General features: G+C 72.5%; 20 protein-coding genes. 11 read left to right on the top strand and 9 right to left on the bottom strand.

Annotation, left to right across the window (positions count from 1 at the left end; all coding sequences use genetic code 11):
* Window position 1: 1 nt before the first annotated feature.
* The 6 genes from RM704_RS20600 to RM704_RS20575 all read left to right on the top strand — a co-directional run bounded on the left by RM704_RS20600 (window position 2) and on the right by RM704_RS20575 (window position 7,107).
* Window positions 2-1,420 (top strand): O-antigen ligase family protein, encoded by a 1,419-nt coding sequence (locus RM704_RS20600; protein WP_311590978.1) that lies wholly within the window; start codon window positions 2-4, stop codon window positions 1,418-1,420.
* Window positions 1,417-3,243, top strand: coding sequence for a murein biosynthesis integral membrane protein MurJ (gene murJ / locus RM704_RS20595; protein ID WP_311590977.1), 1,827 nt, complete (start codon window positions 1,417-1,419; stop codon window positions 3,241-3,243). The genes RM704_RS20600 and murJ overlap by 4 nt, the downstream gene beginning before the upstream one ends.
* Before the next feature lie 106 nt (window positions 3,244-3,349).
* Window positions 3,350-4,042 (top strand): polysaccharide deacetylase family protein, encoded by a 693-nt coding sequence (locus RM704_RS20590; protein WP_033531421.1) that lies wholly within the window; start codon window positions 3,350-3,352, stop codon window positions 4,040-4,042.
* A gap of 7 nt (window positions 4,043-4,049) precedes the next feature.
* A complete protein-coding gene (locus tag RM704_RS20585; protein ID WP_033531359.1) occupies window positions 4,050-5,198 on the top strand; it encodes a glycosyltransferase in 1,149 nt (382 codons plus the stop codon).
* Entirely contained in the window at window positions 5,195-5,863 is a 669-nt protein-coding gene (locus RM704_RS20580; RefSeq protein ID WP_033531358.1) for a YveK family protein, read from the top strand. The genes RM704_RS20585 and RM704_RS20580 overlap by 4 nt, the downstream gene beginning before the upstream one ends.
* Before the next feature lie 14 nt (window positions 5,864-5,877).
* The gene (locus RM704_RS20575) at window positions 5,878-7,107 is read left to right on the top strand and encodes a GNAT family N-acetyltransferase (RefSeq protein ID WP_311591004.1); all 1,230 of its coding nucleotides are present in this window, start codon (window positions 5,878-5,880) and stop codon (window positions 7,105-7,107) included.
* Window positions 7,108-7,129: 22 nt separating this feature from the next.
* Here the strand turns inward: RM704_RS20575 and RM704_RS20570 are convergent, their stop codons facing one another.
* The gene (locus tag RM704_RS20570; RefSeq protein ID WP_192829819.1) at window positions 7,130-8,500 is read right to left on the bottom strand and encodes a glycoside hydrolase family 26 protein; all 1,371 of its coding nucleotides are present in this window, start codon (window positions 8,498-8,500) and stop codon (window positions 7,130-7,132) included.
* A 179-nt stretch (window positions 8,501-8,679) separates the two neighbouring features.
* Here RM704_RS20570 and RM704_RS20565 point away from each other — a divergent pair, with 179 nt between their 5' ends.
* Together RM704_RS20565 and RM704_RS20560 are read left to right on the top strand one after the other, a co-directional pair.
* The gene (locus tag RM704_RS20565; protein WP_311591002.1) at window positions 8,680-9,981 is read left to right on the top strand and encodes a carboxylate--amine ligase; all 1,302 of its coding nucleotides are present in this window, start codon (window positions 8,680-8,682) and stop codon (window positions 9,979-9,981) included.
* Window positions 9,981-11,240 carry an NAD(P)-binding domain-containing protein gene (locus RM704_RS20560; RefSeq protein WP_033531356.1) on the top strand — a complete coding sequence of 420 codons (1,260 nt, stop codon included), beginning with the start codon at window positions 9,981-9,983 and terminating at the stop codon, window positions 11,238-11,240. Before RM704_RS20565 ends, RM704_RS20560 begins: the two co-directional genes overlap by 1 nt.
* Window positions 11,241-11,300: 60 nt before the next feature.
* Here the strand turns inward: RM704_RS20560 and RM704_RS20555 are convergent, their stop codons facing one another.
* The 3 genes from RM704_RS20555 to RM704_RS20545 form a co-directional block, all read right to left on the bottom strand.
* A complete protein-coding gene (locus RM704_RS20555) occupies window positions 11,301-12,383 on the bottom strand; it encodes a chaplin (protein WP_033531355.1) in 1,083 nt (360 codons plus the stop codon).
* Window positions 12,384-12,493: 110 nt separating this feature from the next.
* Window positions 12,494-12,751 carry a chaplin gene (locus tag RM704_RS20550; RefSeq protein ID WP_033531354.1) on the bottom strand — a complete coding sequence of 86 codons (258 nt, stop codon included), beginning with the start codon at window positions 12,749-12,751 and terminating at the stop codon, window positions 12,494-12,496.
* A gap of 248 nt (window positions 12,752-12,999) precedes the next feature.
* Window positions 13,000-13,419 (bottom strand): rodlin, encoded by a 420-nt coding sequence (locus tag RM704_RS20545; RefSeq protein WP_033531353.1) that lies wholly within the window; start codon window positions 13,417-13,419, stop codon window positions 13,000-13,002.
* A 253-nt stretch (window positions 13,420-13,672) separates the two neighbouring features.
* Between RM704_RS20545 and RM704_RS20540 the strand changes: the two genes are divergently transcribed.
* Window positions 13,673-14,086, top strand: coding sequence for a rodlin (locus tag RM704_RS20540; protein WP_033531352.1), 414 nt, complete (start codon window positions 13,673-13,675; stop codon window positions 14,084-14,086).
* Between the two features lie 216 nt (window positions 14,087-14,302).
* Window positions 14,303-14,719, top strand: a complete 417-nt coding sequence (locus tag RM704_RS20535; RefSeq protein WP_033531351.1) for a rodlin — start codon at window positions 14,303-14,305, stop codon at window positions 14,717-14,719.
* A gap of 92 nt (window positions 14,720-14,811) precedes the next feature.
* On the opposite strand, the gene RM704_RS20530 is transcribed toward RM704_RS20535, so the two are convergent.
* The 4 genes from RM704_RS20530 to RM704_RS20515 all read right to left on the bottom strand — a co-directional run bounded on the left by RM704_RS20530 (window position 14,812) and on the right by RM704_RS20515 (window position 22,204).
* The gene (locus tag RM704_RS20530; RefSeq protein ID WP_033531350.1) at window positions 14,812-16,737 is read right to left on the bottom strand and encodes an AMP-dependent synthetase/ligase; all 1,926 of its coding nucleotides are present in this window, start codon (window positions 16,735-16,737) and stop codon (window positions 14,812-14,814) included.
* 122 nt (window positions 16,738-16,859) lie between these two features.
* Complete coding sequence (locus RM704_RS20525) at window positions 16,860-18,488, bottom strand: vWA domain-containing protein (protein ID WP_311590972.1); 1,629 nt, start codon at window positions 18,486-18,488, stop codon at window positions 16,860-16,862.
* Between the two features lie 159 nt (window positions 18,489-18,647).
* Window positions 18,648-19,559: an ABC transporter permease gene (locus tag RM704_RS20520; protein WP_033531349.1), complete on the bottom strand. Its 912-nt coding sequence runs from the start codon at window positions 19,557-19,559 to the stop codon at window positions 18,648-18,650.
* Window positions 19,556-22,204, bottom strand: a complete 2,649-nt coding sequence (locus RM704_RS20515) for an alpha/beta fold hydrolase (protein WP_033531348.1) — start codon at window positions 22,202-22,204, stop codon at window positions 19,556-19,558. Before RM704_RS20515 ends, RM704_RS20520 begins: the two co-directional genes overlap by 4 nt.
* A 244-nt stretch (window positions 22,205-22,448) precedes the next feature.
* On the opposite strand from RM704_RS20515, the gene RM704_RS20510 reads away from it, so the two are divergent.
* Entirely contained in the window at window positions 22,449-22,919 is a 471-nt protein-coding gene (locus tag RM704_RS20510; protein ID WP_033531347.1) for a hypothetical protein, read from the top strand.
* 56 nt (window positions 22,920-22,975) lie between these two features.
* On the opposite strand, the gene mmsA is transcribed toward RM704_RS20510, so the two are convergent.
* Window positions 22,976-24,478, bottom strand: coding sequence for a CoA-acylating methylmalonate-semialdehyde dehydrogenase (gene mmsA, locus RM704_RS20505; protein ID WP_033531346.1), 1,503 nt, complete (start codon window positions 24,476-24,478; stop codon window positions 22,976-22,978).
* Window position 24,479 lies beyond the last annotated feature (1 nt).

Below are 24,479 nucleotides of genomic sequence, written 5' to 3'. Positions count from 1 at the left end.
CGTGACGTCTCCGCGCGTGGCGGCGCCCGTCCTGCCCGTGGTCGCCGTGGTCGCCGCGCTCGCGCTGCCGATCACGGCGGACGCCGAGGGCGGCGCGACCCCGGCCGACGCCGTCTCCGGCCTCCTCGTGCTGTGGTGCGCCGTACGGCTGCTGCGGGACCGGCGGCGCCCCCTGACCCGTACGGCGGCGGTGGTCCTCGGGCTGCCGGTGGTCGGGCTCGCGCTGGCCGCGGCCGGTGCGGGCGACCCGGGGGCCGGGGTCGCCGGACTCGGCCGGTACCTCCAGGTGTTCGTGCTGGTGCCGACGGCGGTCCTGCTCTGTGTCCGGGGCCGGTCCGACTTCCGGGTGGTGGCCTGGTCGTTCGTGGGGCTCGCGCTGTGGCAGGGCGCGGTCGGGACGCACCAGTACGTCACCGGCACCGGGGCCAGTTACGCCGGTGAGGACATCCGGGCCGTGGGGACCTTCGGGGCCGGCGACGTGATGGGGATGGCGACCGTGGTGTCGTTCGGGCTGGTGTGCGCGGTGGGTCTCGCGCTGGCGCCCGCGACGGCGAAGCAGCGGGCCTGGGCCCTGGTCTGCTCGGCGCTGCTGGTGCTGCCGCTCGCGGTGTCGTTCAGCCGGGGCGCGTGGATCGCCACGGCCGTGGCGTGCGGGCTCCAGGTGGTGCTGGCCGGGCTGCGGCGGGCGGTGGTGACCTTCGCCGCCGTGACCGCCGTGGGTGTCGTCCTCGTCGGCGGGCTCGGCATCGGGTCCGCGATGCTCCAGGACCGGATCAGCAGCATCACCCGGGTCGCCGACGCGCCGGACCAGTCCGTCACCGACCGGTACACCATGTGGGCCGCGGCCGTCGGCATGTGGCGCGAACAGCCGCTGACCGGCGTCGGGTTGAAGGGCTTTCCCGAGCACCGCGACAGCCACGCCTCGCTGGCGCTCTCCTCCGGCAGCGACATCGCCGGCGCCGGCACGGCCTACCAGAAGCAGTCCCTGCTCTCCCCGCACAACATGTACCTCCTGGTCCTGAGCGAACAGGGTCTGATCGGCCTGCTCACCCTCGGGGGGAGCTGGCTGGCCCTGGGGGTGTGCGGGGCACGGGGGCTGGCGCGGGCCCGACACGACAGCGGTAGCCGTGACCGTGGCCGTGACGGTGTGAGCGGACGTGGAGCCGACGGGATCGTCCCCGGGACCGGTGGGACCGACCGCCGACCCGGTGGTGTCGACTGCGGGCTCGTCGCCTGCGGGCTGGTCGCGTGGATGCTGGTCGACTTCGTGTACGCGGACATCGGGGGGCCGACGACCGTGCTGACCGCCGTGTGCTTCGGGCTGGTGGCGTGGTGGGCCCTGGCGGACCGGACGGCCACGGGCGCCGCTCCGGTCGGCGCCCCCACGACCCGCGTTCCGGAGGAGGCCGGAGCACGATGACGACGCCTCCTCGCGCTCCGCGCGGGACACCGCCGCAGCCACCCTCGCAGGCGCCGACGGCTTCCGGCCCCGCCGGGCTCGTGCCCCCGGCCTCCGGCCCCGCGGCCCCGGTGCCGCCGGCCTCCCCGGCCGCCGATCCCTCGGTGCCGGGCGCCCGTGAGGCCGACCTCTCGGAGGTCGCGCCCCCCACGGGCCGGTTCCTCGCCAGGGCCACGCTCGTCACGGCGGCGCTCACGGCGGCGGCCGCCTTGCTGGGACTGGGCCGCGACCAGGCGCTGTCGTATCTGTTCGGGGCCGGCAGCGAGACGGACGCCTTCCTGGTGGCCTGGACGGTGCCGGAGTTCGCGGCGACGCTGTTGATCGAGGACGGCATGGCGTTCGTGCTGGTGCCGGCGTTCAGCGTGGCCGTGGCCCGCCGCGCCCGGGGTGGTGTGGGCGACCCGGTCCGCTCCCTGGTCGCCTCGACGCTGCCCCGGCTGACGCTGGCCTTCGTCGCCGCGGCCATGCTGCTGATCGTCGGCGCGCCCTACCTCGTCGAGGCGCTCGCCCCCGGTCTCCCCGACCCCCGACTGGCCGTCGACTGCACCCGGTTGACCGGCACCTGCGCCCTCTCCTTCGGCCTCGCCGGCTACTGCAGCGCGGCCCTGCGCGCCCACCGCCGGTTCGTGGCGCCCGCGGCGATCTACGTGTCCTACAACGTCGGGATCATCACGGCGATGTTCGTGCTCGGCGGTCGCTGGGGGGTGCGGGCCGCGGCCGTGGGCGTCGCGGTGGGCGGCGTGCTGATGATCATCACTCAGCTGCCCTCGCTGCTGCGCCAGTTGCGCCGCGGGAGCCGGGCATCCGAACCGCACGAGCCGTCCGAGGCACCCCCGGCCCCCGAGGTGCCCAAGATGCCCGCGGCGCCCACCGCCCTCACCGCGTCCCCCTTGGACGCCACCCCCTCCGTCACCGCCCGCCCCGTCGAGTTCACCCTCATCAGCACCGTCCTGCTCTTCGCGCTCTGCCGTCAGTCCCAGGTCCTCATCGAGCGTTTCCTCGGCTCGACGCTGCCCTCCGGGGCCATCTCGCATCTCAACTACGCGCAGAAGGTGGCCCAGATCCCGATGACGTTCTCGCTGATGCTGTGCACCGTCACCCTCCCGGTGGTGGCGCAGGCGATGGCGGAGGGCGACACCGAGCGGGCCCGCAGCCGGGTGGAGAAGGACCTCGCGCTGGTGTCGTGCATCGTGCTGCTCGGCGCGGCGGCGATCTTCGCGTGCGGCCCGCAGATCATCGAACTGCTCTTCCAGCGCGGCGCCTTCACCGCGCGGGACACGGCCGCCACCGCCGCCGTGATGCGGGTGTACGCCCTCGGGCTGCTCGGCCACGCCCTGGTGAGCGCGCTGGTCCGCTCCTACTTCTCGGCCGGCCGGCCCACCTGGTACCCGCTGGTCGCCATGGCCGCCGGGATCGTCGCGACCTCGTGGATCGGCGCGGCCACCGTCGGTTCCTGGGGCGTCCTCGGCATCGCCGCCGCCAACGCCGTCGGCATCACCCTGACGGCCCTGCTCCTGCTGTACGGCATGGGCGGCCGGGCGGTACCGATCCGCACCCGGCAGGTGGTGACCGAGATGAGCCGGCCGGTACGGGCGGCCGTGGCCGCGGGTGTGGCGGGGATGTACTGCGCCGACCGGTTCGACTCGCCCGTCCTCGGTCTCGCCGTCGGCGGCGCGGTCGTCGCCTTCGTCTTCGTCCTGCTGGCCCGGGCCATGGGCGCCGCAGGCGTCACACCCGCCCTCCGTTCCGTCACACGAAGGCTTGCCGATGTCCGTATCCGCTGACCGCCCGTCCGTCCCCGCCGATCGCACCCCTGTCCCCAGCGGCCGCCCGTCCGTCCCCGCCGGCCGCGGACCGGCGGGGTCCGCCGCCGCGCACCTCTGGGTGGCCATGTACCACTCGGTGGGCGACTGCTCCGACGACCCGTACCGCATCACGGTCTCGCCCGACCGCCTCGACGCGCAGCTCGGCTGGCTGCGGCGCCGGGGGCTGCGCGGGGTCGCCATGGCCGAGCTGCTCGCCGCCCGCGCCCGGGGCGAGGGCCGGGACCTGGTGGGGCTGACCTTCGACGACGGGTACGCCGACTTCGTCGACAGCGCCCTGCCACTGCTGCGGGCGCACGACTGCGGGGCCACGCTCTTCGTGCTGCCCGGGCGGCTCGGCGGCGAGAACGCCTGGGACCCGCTGGGCCCGCGCAGGCCGCTCCTCGACAAGCAGGGCATCCGGGTGGCCGCCGGGACCGAGGGCATCGAGATCGGCTCGCACGGCCTGACCCATGTCGACCTCACGAAGGCGGACGACGAGACCCTGCGGGCCGAGACCGCCGACAGCAGAGCGCTGCTCTCGGAGTTGATCGGTGCGCCGGTCCAGGGCTTCTGCTATCCGTACGGCACCGTCGACCAGCGCGCCGCCGACGCCGTGCGGGACGCCGGGTACGCCTACGCCTGCGCCATCGACCCCGGCCCGTTGAACGGCCCGTACGCGCTGCCCCGGGTGCACATCGGCGAGGAGGACACGGCCCTGCGGCTGCTGTTGAAACGCAAGCTGCACCGGTTGCGCCGGCGTCCCGTCGAGGGAGTCTGAGGCCGACGTGAAGGCGCTGCACATCATCACCGGTCTCGGCGTCGGCGGCGCGGAACAGCAACTGCGGCTGCTGCTGCGTCATCTGCCGGTCGACTGTGACGTGGTGACGCTGACCAATCCGGGTCCGGTCGCCGACGGTCTCACGGCCGACGGCGTCCGCGTCACCCACCTCGGCATGACCGGCAACCGCGATCTCGCCGCCCTCCCCCGGCTGGTGCGGGTGATCCGCAAGGGCGGCTACGACCTCGTCCACACCCATCTCTACCGGGCCTGCGTGTACGGCCGGATCGCCGCCCGGCTGGCGGGAGTCCGCGCGGTCGTCGCCACCGAGCACTCCCTCGGCGACTCGCAGATGGAGGGCAGAAGGCTCTCCGCCGGGGTCCGCGCCCTCTACCTCGCCAGCGAGCGTCTCGGCCGGTCCACGGTCGCCGTCTCGCCGACCGTCGCCGACCGGCTGAAGCGCTGGGGGGTGCCGGCCCCCCGGATCGAGGTCGTGCCCAACGGCATCGATCTCGCGGGCTTCCGCTTCGACACGGACCTGCGGGAGCTGACCCGCAGGCGGCTCGGGCTGCCGGAGGACGCGTACGTCGTCGGGGGTGTCGGCCGACTCGCGGCGAGCAAGCGGTTCGACGTTCTGATCCGCGCCCTGGCCCAACTGCCCGACGACTGCTGGTTGTTGCTGGTCGGCGGTGGCGCCGAGGAGAGCGTGCTGCGGCGGACCGCCCAGCGGGCCGGGGTCGCCGACCGGGTGCTGCTCACCGGGGAGCGCCCGGCCGCGGGGGCCCCCGGCGCCGATCTGCCCTCCCTGATGAACGCCATGGACGTGCTCGCCTCCCCCAGCGCCGAGGAGGCCTTCGGGCTCGCGGTGGTGGAGGCGATGGCGTCCGGGCTGCCCGTGCTCTATGTCTCCTGCCCGGCGATCGAGGACCTGCCGACGGACTCGACCGTGGGCGCCCGACGCGTCCAAGGGGGCGCGGAGTCGTTCGTACGCGCCCTGCTGGATGTCCGCGCGCAGGGCGAGCGCTCCCGTGCCGTCCCCGCCGCCGCTCAGCACTACTGCATCACCCGCAGCGCCGCCCAGCTCATGGACGTGTATGCGGCCGCCGTCTCCAGCACGCCCCCGCCGACCCCGCCCCTGGGAGTGAGTTCCGTATGACCGACCGTACGCCCGAACGCCCGACCGACAGCACGACCCGTGGGTCAGCTCCCGCCTCCCGCGCCAGGTCCCTGCCCCCCTGGTCCCTGCTGGCCGCCGGTGCCCTGCTCGGTGGGCTGGCCGGGGGCGCGTACGGTGTGGTGAAGGCGCCCGCGTACACCGCCACGAGCTATGTCGTCGTCGTGCCGGCCGAGGGGTCGGACCCCCAGTCGGCCCTCGGCTTCGCCCAGGCCTACGGGCGGGTCGCGACGCAGGTCGCGGTGCTCGGGGACGCCCAGGTGTGGGCGGGCGTGCCGATCGGGACACTGAGGAGGAACGTGCGGACGGCGACCTCGCCGGACGCGCCGATGGTCGCCGTGTCGGCCACGTCCGCGCGGCCGGACCTCGCCGTCGACATGGCCAACGCCGTCTCACGGGCGCTGACCCGGCACGCGAACGACTCCGCGCGGTCGACGCGCGTCGAACTGCAGGAGTTCGCCCGCGCGACCAAGCCGACCGAGGCGTCCTCGGCGTCGTCGACGGTGACCGGTCTGGTGGGCACGGCCGCCGGCGGACTGCTCGGCGGGCTCGCCCTGCTGGCCCGGCCCCGGCGCACCCCACAGCCCCCACCCGCCGCGTCCGTACCGGGACCCGCTCTCGCCGCCGACACCCACGGTCAGCTGTGACCAGCACCCTGCACATGGGGGCGAGCACCACCCTGCGCGCCGAACTCTGCACCGACGAGCGCGAGTTCGGCGAGCTTTCCGAGGCCTGGGACCGGCTGTACCGGCGGTGCGGCGCGGCCACCCCGTTCCAGAACCACGCCTGGCTGCACTCCTGGTGGCTGTCGTACGGCACCCCCGGCAGACTCCGTCTGGTCCTGGTCCGCGACGGGGCCGAGCTGCGCGCGGTCGCCCCGCTGATGCTCGTGCGGCGTCCCCTGCCGACCCTCGTCCCGCTCGGCTGTCCCATCTCCGACTTCGCGGACGTCCTCCTCGACGACGAGTACACCGAGCAGGCGTCGGCCGCGCTCGCCGAGGGGCTGTCGGCCGTCGCCCGGACGGCGCTGATCGACTTCCGCGAGGTACGACCGGGCGCCGCCATCGAACGGATCTACGACCGCTGGCGGGGCCCGCGCCGCAAGGTGGCCGACTCGGTCTGTCTGGAGCTGCCCGCCCAGCCCATGGACGAGCTGCTCAAGCGGCTGCCCAGCTCCCGGGCCCAGCGGGTGCGCGCCAAGCTCCGCAAGCTCGGCGACCTCGGCATCGAGCCACGTGCCGTGCGCGCGGACGAGGTGGACGCGGCGCTGCGGACGATGCTGGACCTGCACCGGCTCCAGTGGCAGGACCGCAAGGTGACGACCGAGCACATGCGGCCCCGCTTCTCCGAGCATCTGGTCCGCTCGGTCGGGCCGATGGTGCGCTCGGGGGACGCCGTGGTGACCGAGTTCCGGCTGGGCGGCGACGTCCTGGCCGTCGACGTCACCCTGCTGTCGCGACGGCTGGCGGGCGGCTACCTCTACGGCGCCCACCCACGGCTGCGCGAACGCAAGGCGGATGTCGCCACCATGCTGCTCGACGCCTGTGCCGGGCACGTCGGCTCCGGCGCCCAGCAGGTGCTGAGCCTGCTGCGGGGCGCCGAGCCGTACAAACTGCGCTGGCGCCCGGAGACCGTCGTCAACCAGCGGCTGCTGCTCGCCCGCCGCCGCACCGCACCGCTGCTGTCGGCCGCCGCCTGCGACGCGGCGGCCCGCTGCCAGGGCAGGGAACTGGTCCGCCGGTGGCGTGCGCGGAAGGACGCGAAGAGCCAGGAGAGCGCGAAGAACGCGGCGGGTGCGCGAACCCCGGACGGTAACCGGGACCGAGGCGACCGGCCGGACCGGAAGGACCGGCCGGACCGGAAGGACCGCGGTGGCGGCGGCGGGCGGTGAGCGGCCCGCCGCCGGTCGCGGGTCACCGGTAGCGCGCCCACCAGTCCGTGCGGATGCAGAGCTTCCCGCCGAGCCAGTACTCCACCCAGTCGCCCAGTTCCAGCGGCGAGCAGTTCGGCGGGCGTACGGGCGTGGTGGGAGCCGGCTTCGGCGTGGGGGTCGGGGTGGGCGTGGGTGTCGGCTTCGGCGTGGCGGTCGCGTCCGTGTCGCGGCCGAAGAGCATCGACCGGTACACCTGGGCCGCCTTCGGGTTGCTCGCGCACTGCCAGACACCGTGCGGGCAGTAGTCCGTGAGCGTGTTGTAGAGCGGCTTGTGCTCGTCCATCCAGGCGAGCATGCGCCGCATGTACTCCGGGTTGTCGCCGTTGCGGAACAGTCCCCATTCCGCATATGAGATGGGCTTCTTGTGCGCCTTCGCGAAATCGACGTGTGCCTGCAGGCCGTACGGCTCCTTCACCTGCTCGTCGAAGGTGATTCCGCGCGGCTGGTCGTAGGAGTCCATGCCGATGATGTCGACCGTGTCGTCCCCCGGATAGCACTGCGTCCAGGGAATGGCGTCACGACCGCGGTTCGGGGTCCAGTCGAACTTGAATTTCTGACCCGGCACCGCGCGCATCGTGGTGACGATCCTGTTCCAGTACTTCTTCCAGCTCTCCGGGTCGGGCCCGCAGCGATGGGTGTACGTGATGCCGTTCATCTCCCAGCCGAGCACGATCACCGTGTCCGGGATCTTCAACTCGACCAGACGCTCGGCGAGTCGGCGGTAATGGTGGTCGAACTGACCGGCGGCGGCGCGGCGCAGCAGCGCGCGGACCTCCCCGTCGGAGACCCCCTCCTCGTTGCGCTCCATCATGGGCACGTTGAGGACGAACATCCGGTCGTCCTCGTCACGCCGCCAGTCCGCCCAGGAGTCCAGGAAGCCGGGCAGTCCCTCGATGTTGGACCAGCGGTCGCCCGGCAGGTAGGTGTGCCCCACCCGCAGGTCGGAGCCGCCCAGCCAGTCGCTCAGCTCGGCGATCCGGGCCACGCCGCGGGGCCCGTAGTGCAGATAGGCGCCGATGGCCGGCAACTGCTCGGGAGGCTTCGGGGCCTCGGAGGGAGTGGCCGGCAGGGGCGAGGTGCCCGGCGGCGCGACGGACGCGCTCGGGACGAGGGGTGGCGTGGTCGGTGCGGCCGGAACCGTGGGGGCCGGAACCTTGGGCGTGGCCGATGCCGCGGGGGTGGCCGATGCCGCCGGTGCCGGTGGGTCGGTCGCCCGGACCACCACCTGCGCGCCCCCGGCGTACACCGGGACCGACGCGAGGGCGAACGACGCGACCACGCCGGCCGCGACGAGCGCCAGCCGTCTGCCGCGCGGCCTCCTGTGCCGATACCGCCGCTGTTGTGGAGCCATGTCCGCTCCCCTCTCCGCTTTCTTCACTTCACTGCTTTCCGCCGCCGATTTCCACCTACTGACAATCAGTCACACAAATATGAATTCCGCCAACTGGGGCTCCGGCCTTCGGGTGCCCGAATCGCCCGCACGGGTGACCCGGCGTCAAAGAAATGTGCGAGGACCCCGACGAAATGAATGTGTCGCCGCTCGACACCCGCGTTCCGGCCGTACTGCTGCGGACGGACCGGAATCCCTTCCACCACGGAACCCTGGGAGCCGTACGGTCCTTGGGCCGGGCCGGGGTGGAGGTGCATCTGGTCGCCGACTGCTCGGCGAGCCCCGTGCGCAGCTCACGGTTCCTCCGCGCGACCCACACCCCGCCCCGTCCGGGGGCCGGTCTCGACGAGTTCGCTGACGTCCTGCGCCGGGTGGCTGACCGGGTCGGCCGTCCGGCCGTCCTGATCGCCCTGGACGACGCGAGCGCGGTGGCCACCGCCCGGCTGCGCGCGGAGCTGACGGGCCGTTTCCTGCTGCCGTCGGCGCCTCCCGCTCTCGCCGAGCAGGTCGCCGACAAGGCCGAACTCGCCGCGCTGTGCGGGCGTCTGGGCCTCGCCCACCCCGCGACCTCGGTCCCCGACAGCGCGGCGGAGGCGGAGGCCGCCGCCCGCGAGCTGGGTCTGCCGGTGGTGGCCAAGTGGAGCCGTCCGTGGCTGTTGCCCGCCGGCACGGGACTGCGCAGCACGGTGGTGGTGCGCTCGGCCGGGGAGGCGGCGGCCCTGTACCGGCGTTCGGAGCGGGCGGGCAGCCGGCTGCTGCTCCAGGCCTTCCTGCCGCCGGGTCTGGACCGCGACTGGTTCTTCCACGGCTACGTGGACCGGGCGGGAGTCGTCCGCTGCGGCGGGCCCGGCCGGAAGCTGGGCGCCTGGCCGCCCGGCGCGGGTCTGACCACTGTCGGCCGCTGGACACCGAATCCGCAGGTCCAGGCCCTGGCCGAGCGGGTCACCGGCGGGCTCGGCTACCGGGGTGTGTTCGACCTCGACTTCCGCCGCGAGGGCCGGACCGACACCTATCACCTGCTCGACTTCAACCCTCGTCCCGGCGCCCAGTTCCGGCTCTTCACGGACACCGCCGGAGTCGACGTCGTACGTGCCCTGCATCTGGACCTGACCGGGCGTCGGGTGCCGGACGGGGCGCCGGTGCCGGGCCGAACCTTCGTCGTGGAGAACTACGCGCCGCTGACCGCGCTGCGCCCCCGCCCGCACCCCTGTCCGCCGCCTGGGCTGGGGGCGCGGGAGCTGGCCTGGTACGCGCGGGACGACCGCGCTCCCGGCCTCGCCCTGTGGTCGCTGTGGCCCCGCCACGCGCTCGGCCGGCTGCTGGCGCCCCGCCCGTCCGCTCCCGCCCGGCACGAGCGCGCCCCCGAGCACCGCGTCCCCGACCACCGAGCGGACAACCGCGCCGAGAACCGCGTCGAGAACGAGAAAGCGAGCACCGCCTGATGTACGACCTGCTGGTGGTGGGTGCCGGCCCGTACGGCCTGTCCATCGCGTCCCACGCCGCGGCGGCGGGGCTGAGCCTGCGCGTCCACGGCCGTCCCATGGCGTCCTGGCGGGACCACATGCCGCCCGGCATGTTCCTGAAGTCCGAGCCGTGGGCCTCCAACCTCTCCGACCCCGAAGGGCGTTGGCGCCTGGACGTGTACTGCGCGCAGCGGGGCGTCGAGGCCCGCCACGGACTGCCGATCCCGGTCGGCACCTTCGCCTCGTACGGCCTGTGGTTCGCCCGGAACGCCGTTCCGCCCGTCGACGAGAGAATGGTGGCGCGCGTCGAGCGCCGATGTGGCGGCTTCGAAGCGTTCCTGGCCGACGGCGAGATGGTCCGCGCCCGCACGGTGGTCCTCGCCGTCGGTGTGCTGCCCTTCGTCGAAGTGCCGCCGGTGCTCCGCCAGTTGCCCGCCTCCCGGATCTCCCACAGCAGCCACCACCACGACCTCGGCCGGTTCCGGGGCATGGACGTCACCGTGATCGGCGGTGGTCAGGCGGCGCTGGAAACAGCCGCGCTCCTCGCCGAACAAGGCACCCGGGCACGGGTGTTGGCTCGCTCCCCCCAGCTCCGCTGGAACGACGTCCCACCCCCGCTGGTGCGCTCCTGGCGGCACTCGGTCCGCTCCCCGCACAGCGGCCTGGGCTGCGGCTGGCGCAACTGGTTCTACGCGGAGCGGCCCGGCTGGTACCGCCGTCTGCCGGAGGCGAGACGCGTGCGGGTCGCCGCCGAGGCGCTGGGACCCGCGGGTGCCTGGTGGGTCCGCGACCGCGTCGAGCGCACCGTCGAGGTACTGCTCGGCCAGGAGGTCGCGGTGGCGTACGAGACGGGCGACGCCGTACGTCTGGAGACGGTGGGCCGGGGTGGTGAGCTGACCTCGCTGGACACCGAACACGTCATCGCGGCCACGGGATTCCGGGCCGGCTGCGACCGGCTGGACCTGCTGGCGCCGGAGGTGCGCGCGGACCTCGTGCCCCTGTCCGACGGCTCGCCCGCCGTCGGGCGGGACTTCGAGTCGACGGTCCCCGGTCTGTTCCTCGCGGGCCTGACCACCGCCGCCGGCTTCGGCCCCGCGATGCGCTTCGTGCACGGCGCGTCGTTCACGGCGCCCACCCTCGTACGAGGGGTGAGGCGGCGGTTGCGCTCAGGGGCGCCCGGCGGCCGGATCCCGGTGCCGGGGGCCCGGGCCGACCTGGCCTCCACCGCCGGGTCGTGACGGGCCCGGGTGCCGGGCGGCGCGGCGCGCCTCCGGCACCCGGAGCCGGTCACCGCCCGGTCATCGGCCGGATGCGGCCCGGCCCCGCCGGTAGACGATGGCCCCGCCCGCGATCAGCGCGACGCTGGCGGCCCCGGCGGCGAGCAGCGCCTCACGGTCGCTGCCGGTCTCGGGGAGCATGGGCGGCTTGGTGGGCGGCATCGTCGGCGGGTGCGTCGAGTGCGGGGGCTCGGTCGGCGGGTGCGTCGAGTGCGAGGGCTTCGTCGGCGGCTTCGTGGGCTGCGGAGGCTTCGTCGGCGGATTCGTCGAGTGCGGGGGCTTCGTGGGATGCGGCGACCGCGTAGGCGGGCTCGTCGGCGGCTTGGTCGGCGGGTGCGTCGAGTGCGGGGGCTTCGTCGGCGGGTTCGTCGGCGGCTTGGTGGGCTGCGGAGGCTTCGTCGGCGGGCTCGTCGGCGGCTTCGTCGGGTGCGGGGGCTCGGTGGGCGGGTTGGTCGGCGGATGGTCGCCGTAACCGCCCTCGGTCTCCTCGTCGTGCGACTGGTCGCCGTAACCGCCCTCGGTCTCCTCGTCGTGCGGCTGGTCGCCGTAACCGCTCGGGGCGTCGTCGTGGTGTCCGTAACCGCCGTCGTCCCAGTCCCGCGTGTGCTCCTCGTACGCCGTGCCCTCGTCGTACGCCGTGCCCTGGTCGTACGTCCCGTGATCGGCGGGCCCCTGGTGCGCGTCGGGCTCCGTGTACTCCTCGTACGACGCCGGTGCCCAGGAGTCCTCGGGCTCCGCCGCCGGGGAGACCGACTCCTCGGGCCCGGACGCGGGGGCCGGTGTGTACACGGGCTCCGCGACCGGGGCGGTGTGACGCTCCGGGGCGCTCTTGGGGCTCTTGGGGCTCTGCGAAGCGTGGTCGCTGGTGTTGCCGCACGCGTTGCCGACGGACGGGTTGCCGAGGGCCGCGGGATCGACGGTGTTGCCGCAGACGTTCACCGGAATCGTCACCGGCACCTCGACCGCGTTGCCCGAGGCTACGCCGGGCGAGTTCCCGGCGGCCCCGTGCGCGCCCGTGTCCGCGAGGACCGGCGTGCCGTAGAGGGACAGCAGGCCCGTCGTCGCCGCGGCTACGACCATTCTCTTGCGCAGGGTGTGGCGCATCGTGTGTTCTTCCTGCTCGAAGAAGTGGGAAAAGCCGGCCTTGGAGCCGTTGAGGACACTCCAAGACCGGCTGAGGCACAGCCGAGCGGCTGGCGCGAGGCGTTACGACGTCAGTCGTTGACGCACACGTTGCCGACTGCCGGGTTGAGCAGCCCGACGATGTTGACGGTGTTACCGCACACGTTGACCGGGATGTGGACGGGGACCTGCACCACGTTCCCCGAGAGGACACCCGGGGACCCGAAGGCGGCACCCTTGGCCTCGGCGTCGGCGAAGGCCGGAGTGGCCATGCTCACGGCCATGATCGCGCCGGCGACGACGGCAGCGCTCTTCTTGAGCTTCACGTCATTTCCCTTCTCTGCGGTCATGCCTTGATTGACGGCCGAAACCGAGCGAGCACAGCATGGACGGCTCGCATCATGACCTGCAGCCTGTGAAACGAGGAATAGACATCGGAAGAAACTTCCGAACGCGGAGCGCGGGGTAATTCACCCAATCGCCCCGCGAGATTGTCGGAAAGGCATATCGGCGCCACCCGAATGGCACACCCGGAAACAGACGAACAACTCGGGCCGAACGCACCGCGCGCGACCCGAGCCGTTCGATGATTTTCCGATCAGTTCTTGCCGTTGCCGCCGCCGTTGCCGTTGTCCGAGAGGATCGGGATGTCGGACAGGATGTGCGACAGCGGCTCGTCACCCTTGGCCTGGGTGGAGTTCTCGGTGCACTGCTGGTTCTGCGGGGCCGAGAGGATCGGGACGTCCTGCAGCACGGAGACTCCGGCGAGGAGTCCGAGGCCACCGATGTTGCCCTTCACCGGCAGGCCGACACAGGGCTTGTTCAGCGAGCCCTGGACCAGCGAGAGCTGCGGGCTCATGTCGCCCTTGGTCACCGAGTTGCCGAACGCCTGGCTGGCACCGTTGCCGCTGAACGACGTGGTCCCCCCGTCGTCGGCGAGCGCCTGGGGCGCGGCGGCGGCCGCGAGGCCGGTGATGGAAGCGGCGACCGTGACTGCGGCCATTGCCTTCTTGAGCATTTCGCGTTCCTTTCCTGGCGGACCCGCAGGTCCCTGCTCAGGCAGCAACGGCGGTGCACCCGCAGCGGTTTCGGCACATCACCCGTTCGGCCCGCTCGCACCGGCGAATTCCGGAGCATCGACAAAACCTCGCACGCCCCGCTTTCACTCCGACGCATGGGCCGACGGAGTGAATCGCAGCAACCGGGGAGTCCCTAGGAAGTTGTCCAGTGCGCTCCGGTGGAAACGGGGTTCTTCCAGAAGGGAATCGCAAGTGATCAAGAAGATGATGACCGCAGCGACGATCGCCGCCTCCGTCGTCGGAGCCTCGGCCGCCGCCGCCCCCCAGGCGCTCGCCGACGACGCCGGCACCACGACCTTCAGCGGGAACGACGCCCATCAGGTGTACGGCAACTCGGCCACGTACGGGAACATGAGCCCGCAGATGGCGCTGATCCAGGGTTCCTTCAACAAGCCCTGCATCGGCCTGCCGGCCAAGCTCAACCTCGGCGGCATCGGCCTCCTCGGCATCTCCGCGCTGCAGGACGTCCCGATCCTCTCGGCCCCGCAGAACCAGCAGTGCACCGAGAACTCCACCCAGGCCAAGGGTGACGAGCCGCTGTCGCACATCCTGTCCGACATCCCGATCCTCTCGGACAACGGCAACGGCAACGGCGGCGGCAAGTAACCCCCACGCCACCGGGGCCGGGTGGGGCCGCCGACCGCCTCCGCGACCCGCCGCACCGCCCGCCCAGCCATCTCCGCACGAGCCTCCGCACCACCCTCCGTACGACGATAAGCCACCTATTGCGCCAATAGGGGCAATCAACGCAACCGTTGGCCGGATGTCCTGTTGATCAGGGCGCAACTCCGCAACGGAGTCCGCTTTCCGAAGGGATCCAACATGAACAAGCTGTGGGCCACCGCGGCTGTTGCCGCTTCCATTGCCGGCCTCGGTGCCGCGACCGCGCCCCAGGCGCTCGCGGACGACGGTGGGACCACGTCGTTCAGCGGCAACGGTGCCAGCCAGGCGTTCGGCAACTCGGTGACCAAGGGCGACATGAGCCCGCAGCTCTCGCTGGTCCAGGGCTCGCTGAACAAGCCCTGCATCGGCCTGCCGGCCAAGCTCAACGTCGGCGGCATCGGAGCCATCGGCGTCTCCGCGCTGCAGGACGTCCCGATCCTCTCGGCCCCGCAGAACCAGCAGTGCACCGAGAACTCCACCCAGGCCAAGGGTGACGAGCCGCTGTCGCACATCCTGTCCGACATCCCGATCCTCTCGGACAACGGCAACGGCGGCAACGGCGGCAACGGCAAGTAGCCTCCACGCCACCACCGGGCAAGCGCGGAGCGGGTCGCCGATCGCGTCGGCGGCCCGCTCTCACGTGTGCGGACGCGCGTTCCGCCCGCCGCTCACTTCTTGGCGTACAGCGACTCGATCGCCGCCGCGTACGCCGCCGTGACCGCGTGACGCTTGACCTTCATGGACGGGGTGAGCAGGCCGTTCTCCTCGGTGAACTCCCCTTCCACCAGCTTGAACTCGCGGATGGACTCCGCGCGGGAGACGGCCCGGTTGGCGTAGTCGACGGCTTTCTGGACGTCGGCGCGCATCCGGGGGTCGGTGACGATCTCGGAGAGCGGGGTCTCCGGGGACATGCCGCGGACGTGCAGCCAGTGGGTGACGTCCTCGGGGTCCAGGGTGATGAGGGCGGCGACGAAGGGGCGGTTGTCGCCGACGACGATGCACTGCCCTACCGGGGGACGGCTGCGCAGCCGGTCCTCCAGGACGGCCGGGGAGACGTTCTTCCCGCCGGAGGTGACGAGGATGTCCTTCTTGCGGCCGGTGATGGTGAGATAGCCGTCGTCGTCGAGCGCGCCGAGGTCGCCGGTGGCGAACCAGTCGTCGGTGAGGGCGGCGTCGGTGGCGACCGGGTTGTTCCAGTAGGTGCCGAAGACGATGCCGCCCTTGATGAGGACCTCCCCGTCCTCGGCGATGCGGATCGCGGTGCCGGGGACGGGTTGGCCGACGGTGCCGGGGCGGGGCTTGAGGGGCGGGACGATGGTGGCGGCGGCGGTGGTCTCGGTGAGGCCGTAGCCCTCGTAGACGATGATCCCGGCGGCGTAGAAGAAGAGGTTGAGGTCGCGGTCGAGTGGCGAACCGCCGCTGATGGCGTAGCGCAGCCGTCCGCCGAGCTCCTTGCGGACGCGGCGGTAGACCAGCAGGTCGTACAGGGCCCAGGCGGCGTACAGGCCGGGGGTCGGGCCGGGGCCCCGGTCCAGGAACTTGTCCAGGTGGGCGCGGGCGAAGCGCACGCCGAGGCGGTGGGCGCGATCGAAGGAGGCGCCCCGGCCCAGGCGTTCGGCGGTGGCGCGGCCGGTGGCGTGGATCCGCTCGAAGAGGTACGGGACGCCGACCAGGAAGGTGGGGCGGAACTTCTTCAGCGCGGGCCGCAGTTCGTCGGGTTTGATGCTCGGGCAGTGGCCGATCTCGATGCGGGCCATGAGGCAGGCGATCTGGATCGTGCGGCCGAGGATGTGGGCGAGCGGGAGGAAGAGGAGAGTGGCGGCGACCTGGCCGGTGACCTCCTGGAAGACGGGGTGGAGCAGTTCGACGGTGTTGGCGGCCTCCGCGTAGAGGTTGGCGTGGGTGAGGACGCAGCCCTTGGGCCGGCCGGTGGTGCCGGAGGTGTAGCAGATGGTCGCGGCCGTGTCGGGGGTGAGGGCGGCGCGGCGCTTGGGGACCTCGTCGTCCAGGACGCCCCGGCCCAGGTCGGCGAGGTGGGCGAGGGCCTCCCGGTCGATCTGCCAGACGTGCGGGGGCTGGGAGTGGCGGGCGGTGGCGGTGGCGACGGCCTCCGCGTTCTCGGGGGTCTCCACGACCACGAAACGGGCGCCGGAGTCCCGGACGATCCACTCGATCTGGTCGGGCGAGGACGTGGCGTAGATGGGGACGGACTGACCGCCGGCGGCCCAGACGGCGAAGTCGAGGACCGTCCACTCGTAGCGGGTGCGGGACATCACCGCCACCCGGCCGCCGGGTTCGAGCCCGGCGGCGATCAACCCCTTGGCGGTGGCGGTGACTTCGCGGGCGAAGTCGGTGGAGGTGACCGGGTGGTAGCCGCCGTGGCGGTCGGCGCGGCGCAGCACCACCGCGTCGGGGGCCTCGGTCGCGTTGACGTACGGGAGGTCGGCGATGCTGCCGCCGCTCAGGCGGGGAGCGAGGACGGGGGCGCGCGCCTCCCGGACGACGCCCTGCGCGTCCCTGACGACCTCGACCTCGACGCGGTCGGCGAGGACGCCGCGCTGTTTCGCCTGCTTCAAGTCCTTGCGTACGCCCATCACCACTCCCCGAGGCCCCACGACCGCTTCATTACCGACGAGTCAACTTACCGGCGCGTAAGAAATTTTCAATGGTTTCGGACGACTCCGGGGGGCCGGGCGGGCGGCCGGACCGCGGTGCGCTAGCCGAGCAGGGTGTCCGCCGTCCTGATCGACTCGGCCAGGTCGTACAGGTCCCTGTCCTCGCGGGACCGCGCCAAGTCGTAGGCGTGGCGGGTGAGTTGATCGAGACTGGGGCGGGCGGGGAGGTCGCTCCGACGGGTGTCCAGGCCGCGGAGGGAGTCGGCGAAGTAGGCGGCCACGGCGGCGACGCGGAGGCCGTACGGTGAAGAGGCCCACAGGTCGCCGTGGAGGGCCGAGGTCTCCAGGCCGGCCGATTCCTCGTGCGGGGTGCGGGTGTCGGGGTCGAGCCAGCGGACGGTGGCGGTGGCGAGGTGACCGCCTTCGGCGCCCTCCTCGGTGCGGACGGTGTAGAGGGCGGTGACGGTGTGGCCGGGGCCGACCTCGCCGCCGTCGACGCGGTCGTCGCGGAAGTCCTCGTCGGCGACCTGCCGGTTGTCGTAGCCGATCAGGCGGAACTCCTCGACCGTCGTCGGGTCGAAGGCGACCTGGACCTTGGCGTCACGGGCGGTGAGGTCGACGTGGCGCGGGAGTTCCTCGCAGAAGACCTCCTCGGCCTCCTCCTCGGTGGAGACGTAGGTGGTGTGGCCGTCGCCCCGGTCGGCGAGCTGCTCCATGAGGTCGTCGCCGTAGTCGCTGCCGACACCGACGCCGAAGAGGGTGATGCCGTGCTCGCGGCGTTCGCTCGCGATGCGTTCGAGGATGGTGTCGGCGTCGGTGGCACCGGTGTTGGCGAGGGCGTCGGACAGGAGCACGACCCGGTTGGTGGCGCCCTTGCGCAGGCCGTCGACGGCCGTCTCGTAGCCGGTCTCGACGCCGGCCGCGAGGTTGGTGGAGTCGGTGGGCTCCAGACTGTCGACCGCGTCGAGGACCTCGTCCCGGTCGTCGTCGAGGCGGGTCATCGGCAGGATGGTCTCGGCTTCGTCGCTGAAGGTGACGATGGCGACCGAGTCGTCGTCGCGCAGCCGGTTCGTCATCGTGCGCAGGGCGTCCTGGGCGAGGTCGAGGCGGCCCGGTTCGGCCATGGAGCCGGAGACGTCGATGACGAAGGTGAGGGCGGCGGGCGGGCGCTCGCTGTCGCCCCCGGCGGCTCGGGTGGCGAGGCCGACGCGGACCAGGGACCAGTCCCCGTCGTCGCTGTCGCCGGTCGTGCGGGCACCGTCGACGGTCACCGAGAAGCCGTCGCCGTCGGGGCGTTCGTAGTCCTGGCGGAAGCTGTTGACGAACTCCTCCGGGCGGACGGTACTCGGGTCGGGCAGGCTGCCGTCGTCCAGGGTGCGGCGGGCGTAGCCGTAGGAGGCGGTGTCCACGTCGAGGGCGAAGGTGGACAGGTGGTCGTCGGGGGTGGGGGCGATGTCCTCGGACTCCTCGTCCGTCTGCCCCTCTCGCTGTTCGCGGGGGCCGGTGCCCTCGGGGGCGGGGGCCGGGAAGCCGTCGTCGGGGCGGCTCTCGCCCTGCCCCCGGTCGTACGAGGAGGAGTCGCCCCGCCCGTCGGCGCCGCCGCCGCACCCGGTGAGGAGCAGCGCGCCGGCCGCGGACAGGGCGAGGAGCGCGGTGCCCAGCCGTCGCCGGTGTCGTGGTGTCGTCGTCCGCGGCCTCTTCGTCGGACTGGTCCTGCGATACGTGCGCATCCGGGCCCCCTCGCCACGTCGTCCGTCGCCCCGCTGTGGGCGACTGTTGTGACTGTGACGGCGCTGGGGGCCCGGATGTGCGCCACGGGGTGTTGCGGATGCGTCTCGAAGCGGCCACGGCGGGGGCCCGTCGAGACCGGTGGGTGATCTTCCGTTGACCTAGGAGACGACGTCCTTGCGGCCGAAACCCCGGAAGGCCAGCGCGAACAGGATGAGCGCGTACGTTATGGAGACCGAGGCGCCCTGGATCATGTCGGTGTACTCCGGCTGCGGGCGCACGACGTCCAGCCAGGCGTACTGCCAGTGCGCGGGCAGGAAGTCGCGCCAGTCGCCGAGGGCGGTCACCGAGTCGAGCACATTGCCGACGATGGTGAGGCCGACGGCGCCGCCGACCGCGCCGAGCGGCGCGTCGGTCCTCGTGGACAGCCAGAAGGCCATGGCCGCGGTGACCAGTTGGGACACGAAGATGTACGCCACGGTGATCACCAGGGCCTGCGCGGCGGCACCGGCGCCGAGTTCGCCGCCGGTCGGCAGCTCCAGCGGGCCCCAGCCGTAGGCGGCGATGCCGACGGCGAGCGCGACGACCGGCAGCAGCACCAGCGCGGCGAGGCTGAGGGTGAGTCCGACGGCGAGCTTGGACCACAGCAGCCGGGCGCGGGGCACGGGCGCGGCGAGCAGATAGCGCAGGGAGGACCAGCTGGCCTCCGAGGCGACCGTGTCGCCGCAGAACAGCGCGACGGGGATGACGAGGAGGAAGCCCGCCGCGGCGAAGAGGTTCACCGCGGCGAAGTTCGCGCCGGACGCCGTCGCCGTGTCCATCAGGTTGACCCGGTTGTTGCCCTCGCCGGGCGTGCCGCCGACCTGGAAGGCGATCGCCAGCACGAGGGGCAGGGCGAACAGGATGCCGCCCATGACCATCGTGCGCCGGCGCTTCAGCTGGCGGACCAGCTCCACCCGGAAGGGCAGGGTGCGGCCCGCGCGGTAGCCGTCGGCGACCTCGACGGGCTCCTTGCGTCCGGGTTCGGTACGCCCGGGTTCTGCGTGCTCGGCACGCTCGGCCAGCGTGCTCATGCGGACTCTCCGATCAGGGTGAGGAAGGCGTCTTCGAGGCGGCGGTGGGGGCCGACCGACTCCACGGGGACCTCCAGCCGTACGAGTTCGGCGACCAGGCGCTGGGCGCTGCCGTCGGTGTCGAGGCGGACCACCAGGCCGTCGTCGGTGCGGACGGCCGACTCGACGCCCTGCAGGGCGGTGATCTTCTCGACGACCGGCTCGTCCACGGGCTCGGACGTGCCGACCAGCAGGGTGTCGCCGGAGCCGACGATCTCGCTCACGAGGCCCGCCCGGACGAGCTGCCCGTGGTCCATGACGACCAGATGCGTACAGGTCTGCTCGACCTCCGCCAGCAGGTGGCTGGAGACGATCACCGTGCGGCCCGCCGCCGCGTACCGGATCATGACCTCGCGCATCTCGCGGATCTGTGGCGGGTCGAGTCCGTTGGTCGGCTCGTCGAGGATCAGCAGGTCGGGCAGGCCCAGCATGGCCTGGGCGATGGCCAGGCGCTGGCGCATGCCCTGGGAGTAGGTGCGGACCGCGCGGGCCAAGGCGTCGCCGAGACCGGCGATCTCCAAGGCCTCGTCCATGTGGGCGTCCTCGGCGGGGCGGCCGGTGGCGGCCCAGTACAGCTCCAGGTTCTCGCGGCCGGAGAGGTGCGGGAGGAAGCCCGCGCCCTCGACGAAGGCGCCGACCCGGGAGAGCACCGGGGCGCCCGGCACGATCGCGTGGCCGAAGACCCGGATCTGGCCGCCGTCCGGCTGGATCAGGCCCATCAGCATGCGCAGGGTCGTCGTCTTGCCCGCGCCGTTGGGCCCGAGCAGACCGAGCACCTGGCCCTTCTCCACGCGGAAGGAGAGGTCGCGGACGCTGTAGCGGTCACCGTTCTTGTACTTCTTGCTCAGGTCGGTGATCTCCAGCGGGACCTCGGCGAGTGCCGGGTCGGGGGCCGGGGTCACGATCCGGCGGCGGCCGGTGACCAGCAGGAGCGCGGCGATCACGGCACCGGCGATCGGGAGGTACCAGACCCAGGCGGGCAGCACGTCCGTACGGTCGGCCCGGCCGAGCGGCGTGGGCACCTCCAGGTCGCCCTTGAGGGAGACGGTGTACGTCGCCGGGGTCGTCGGGGAGGCGTAGCCGAGGTCGGTGGAGGCGAGGACCAGGCGGAGGCTGTGGCCGTCGTCGAGTTCGTGGTCGATGGCCGGGAGGGTGAGCCGGACGTCCTTGCCGGACTCGGCGCCCTCCACGCGCAGGGGCTCGACGAGCTGGGAGGGCAGGACCTGGGACCTGCCGTCCGGGCCGACGTCGTACACCTTGGCGAAGAGGACGGCGTCCTCGCTGGTCGACTTCACGTGGACCGTCGCCGTGGGCGAGCCGGTGATCTGGAGGTCGTCGGCGACGGGCTTCGACTGGAACGCGGCGAACTGGCCGGGGAAGTCCAGGGAGATGCTGACGCCGAGCGAGGAGAGCTGGGCGAGGCCGCCGCCGGCGCCGAGGCCGGGGAGGGCGGAGATACCGGGCGGGTTGGCGCCGGCCGGGTTCTCGAAGCTCTGCTCACGGCCGGCGAGGGCGATCTTCGTGGGGTCGCTCTCCAGGCCCGGGTAGGTGTCGTCGGTGGTGCCGGCGAGGCGGGTCTCGCCGTCGCCGGAGCCGGTGCCGAGGGTGCGGGTGACGCGGAACGCGGAGCCGGTGTCGGCGCCCTTGTCGTCCTTGAGGTAGCGGTCGAACCAGGCGTTCGTCCGGGCCTGGACGCGGCTCGTCTCCATGTCGCCGCCGTCGTGGCCGCCGGAGAGCCAGTCGACGTCCACGGGGGCGCCGTTGGCCTTGATCGCCTTGGCGGCGGCGTCGGCCTGACCGAGCGGGAAGAGGGAGTCGGTCTGGCCCTGCATCAGCAGGGTGGGCACCTCGATGCGGTCGCCGACGGCCTCGGGGCTGCGCGCGTCGAGCAGCTTCACGGCCTCCGCGTCGGGCGCCCCCGACTCGGCGACGCGCTGGTACATCTCGCACAGCCGCGTCTCGAACTTCTCGCAGCCGCCGCCGGTGTTGACGAAGAGCCCGGCCCACAGCTTCTTGAAGACGCCGTTGGGGAAGAGCGCGTCCGCCAGGTTCCAGTACGTGATCGCGGGCGCGAGGGCGTCGACACGGTCGTCGTACCCGGCGGTCAGCAGGGCGATCGCCCCGCCGTAGGAGGCGCCGGCCATGCCCAGGCGGGGGTCGCCCTTCTTGTCGAGCTGCACCTCGGGGCGGGTCGCGAGCCAGTCGATCAGCTTCGAGACGTCGGCGACCTCGCCCTTCGGGTCGTTCAGCCCGATCTTGCCGGTCGACTTGCCGAAGCCGCGCGCCGACCAGGTCAGCACCGCGTAGCCGTCGCGGGCGAGGGCTTCGGCCTGCTCGCGGACGTCGTTCTTGCTGCCGCCGAAGCCGTGTCCGAGCAGGACGGCCGGGCGGCGGCCGTCACCGCCGGAGGTGAAGTACGAGGTGTCGACGCGCACGCCGTCGGCCGTCTCCATGGCCTGGTCGGCGCGTGTCACCGGCGCCGCTTCGTCCGAGGCGGTGGCCGTCCAGGTACCGGCCCCGGCAAGCACGACGACGGCGGCCGCGGCGGCCGACAGCCGCCGTGACCGCCGCAGCGGTCGGAGCATGCCGGGCAATCGAAGATTCATGCGCTCAACGGTAAAGGGCGAATCCTGTCGATTGGTTGTCAGTCCGTACGGCTGGGGACTGAACTCTCCGTCCTCCCCGGGAGGTAGGTCCCCGCGGGCCTACTGCGACGGCGGTACGCCGCTCACCGGCGGACCGGGACAGATGACCTCAACTACGGCCCTCCATAGGCGAGTTGACAGCGCACGCGGGAAGTGGAAAAGATCACTCCGCTTGCTCCCCCCACCTGAGACAGGAGACGCGATCATGCGTCGAACCTTTGCACGCTGCTTAGCGGTCGCAACCGCGACGGTCGCCGCGCTCGTCCCGACCGTCGGCACCGCCTCCGCCGACGGCGGCTTCCACTTCCTTGCCCTGCGCGCGAATGCGGACGTCCAGTCCGTGTACGTCAACGGCCGCGGCTGGACGAACTGGACCGACGGCAGTCAGCGCGGAACGATCGGGGACCGCTTCAACCCCGTAGCGCTCAGCGTCTGCTACATGTACTCGCCGACCAACGGCGGTCAGTGGGCCAGGGCCGGCGATGGACTCCGGGCGCACACCAACGAGGCCCCGGGCCGACAGGGCGTCCAGAGCTCGAACCCCCGCTTCGTGGACGGTGCGCAACTGTCCGTGACGACGCTCAGGAGCTCCGACTGCACGGCCGGCGCCCTCGGCTCGCGCCGTGTCACCGTCCCCTCGGACGAACTGGCCAGCTTCTGGCTGGACCTCCGCTAGGGCCCACGGTCCTCCCGACGCCGCGTACCGCCGTCGGGAGGACCGGACCACGATGCTCAGTGGTTGCGCGGGAAGCCCAGGTCGACCGCCGATGGGCCGTCGGCCGGGTCGGGCCAGCGGGTGGTGACGACCTTGCCGCGGGTGTAGAAGTGGGTGCCGTCGTTGCCGTAGATGTGGTGGTCTCCGAAGAGGGAGTCCTTCCAGCCGCCGAAGGAGTGGTAGCCCACCGGGACCGGGATCGGGACGTTGACGCCGACCATGCCGGCCTCGACCTCCAGCTGGAAGCGGCGGGCGGCGCCGCCGTCGCGGGTGAAGATCGCGGTGCCGTTGCCGAACGGGGAGGCGTTGATGAGGGCGATGCCCTCGTCGTAGGTGTCGACGCGCAGGACGGTCAGCACCGGGCCGAAGATCTCGTCCTGGTAGGCCTTCGCCGTGGTCGGGACCTTGTCCAGCAGCGAGATGCCGATCCAGTGGCCGTCCTCGAAGCCGTCGACGGTGAAGCCGGTGCCGTCGAGGACGACCTCGCAGCCCTCCGCCGCCGCGCCCGTCACGTACGAGGCCACCTTGTCGCGGTGGACCGCCGTGATCAGCGGGCCCATCTCGGAGGTCGGGTCGTTGCCGGGACCGATCTTGATCTTCTCGGCGCGTTCGCGGATCTTCTCCACCAGCTCGTCGCCGATCGCGCCCACCGCCACGACAGCGGAGATCGCCATGCAGCGCTCGCCCGCCGAGCCGTAGGCGGCGGAGACGGCGGCGTCGGCGGCCGCGTCCAGGTCGGCGTCCGGGAGGACCAGCATGTGGTTCTTCGCGCCGCCGAGGGCCTGGACGCGCTTGCCGTTCGCCGAGGCCGTGGTGTGGATGTAGCGGGCGATCGGGGTCGAGCCGACGAAGGAGACCGCCTTGACGTCCGGGTGCTCCAGCAGGCGGTCGACGGCCACCTTGTCGCCGTGGACGACGTTGAAGACGCCGTCGGGCAGGCCGGCCTCGGCGAGGAGTTCGGCGATCTTGATGGAGGCCGAGGGGTCCTTCTCGGACGGCTTCAGCACGAACGTGTTGCCCGTCGCGATGGCCATCGGGAACATCCACATCGGGACCATCGCCGGGAAGTTGAACGGCGTGATACCGGCGACGACCCCGAGCGGCTGGCGGATCGAGGCGACGTCCACGCGGCTGGCGACCTGCGTCGACAGCTCGCCCTTCAGCTGCACGTTGATGCCGCAGGCCAGGTCGACGATCTCCAGACCGCGCGCGACCTCGCCGAGCGCGTCCGAGTGCACCTTGCCGTGCTCGGCGGTGATCAGCTCCGCGATCGCGTCACGGTTGGCGTCGAGCAGCGCGCGGAACTTGAACAGGATGGAGGTGCGCTGCGCCAGCGAGGACTGGCCCCAGGTGACGAAGGCCTCCTTGGCGGTGCGTACCGCCGCGTCGACCTCGTCGACGGTCGCGAAGGCGACCTTGGTGGTGACCGCGCCGGTCGCCGGGTCCGTGACCGGCCCGAACGTACCCGACGCGCCTTCGACGGTCTTGCCGCCGATCCAGTGGTTGACGATCTTCGTCATT

Source organism: Streptomyces gottesmaniae (assembly GCF_031845845.1).
Taxonomy (GTDB): Bacteria; Actinomycetota; Actinomycetes; order Streptomycetales; family Streptomycetaceae; genus Streptomyces; species Streptomyces akebiae.
This window is presented reverse-complemented; position numbering and strand designations above follow the sequence as displayed.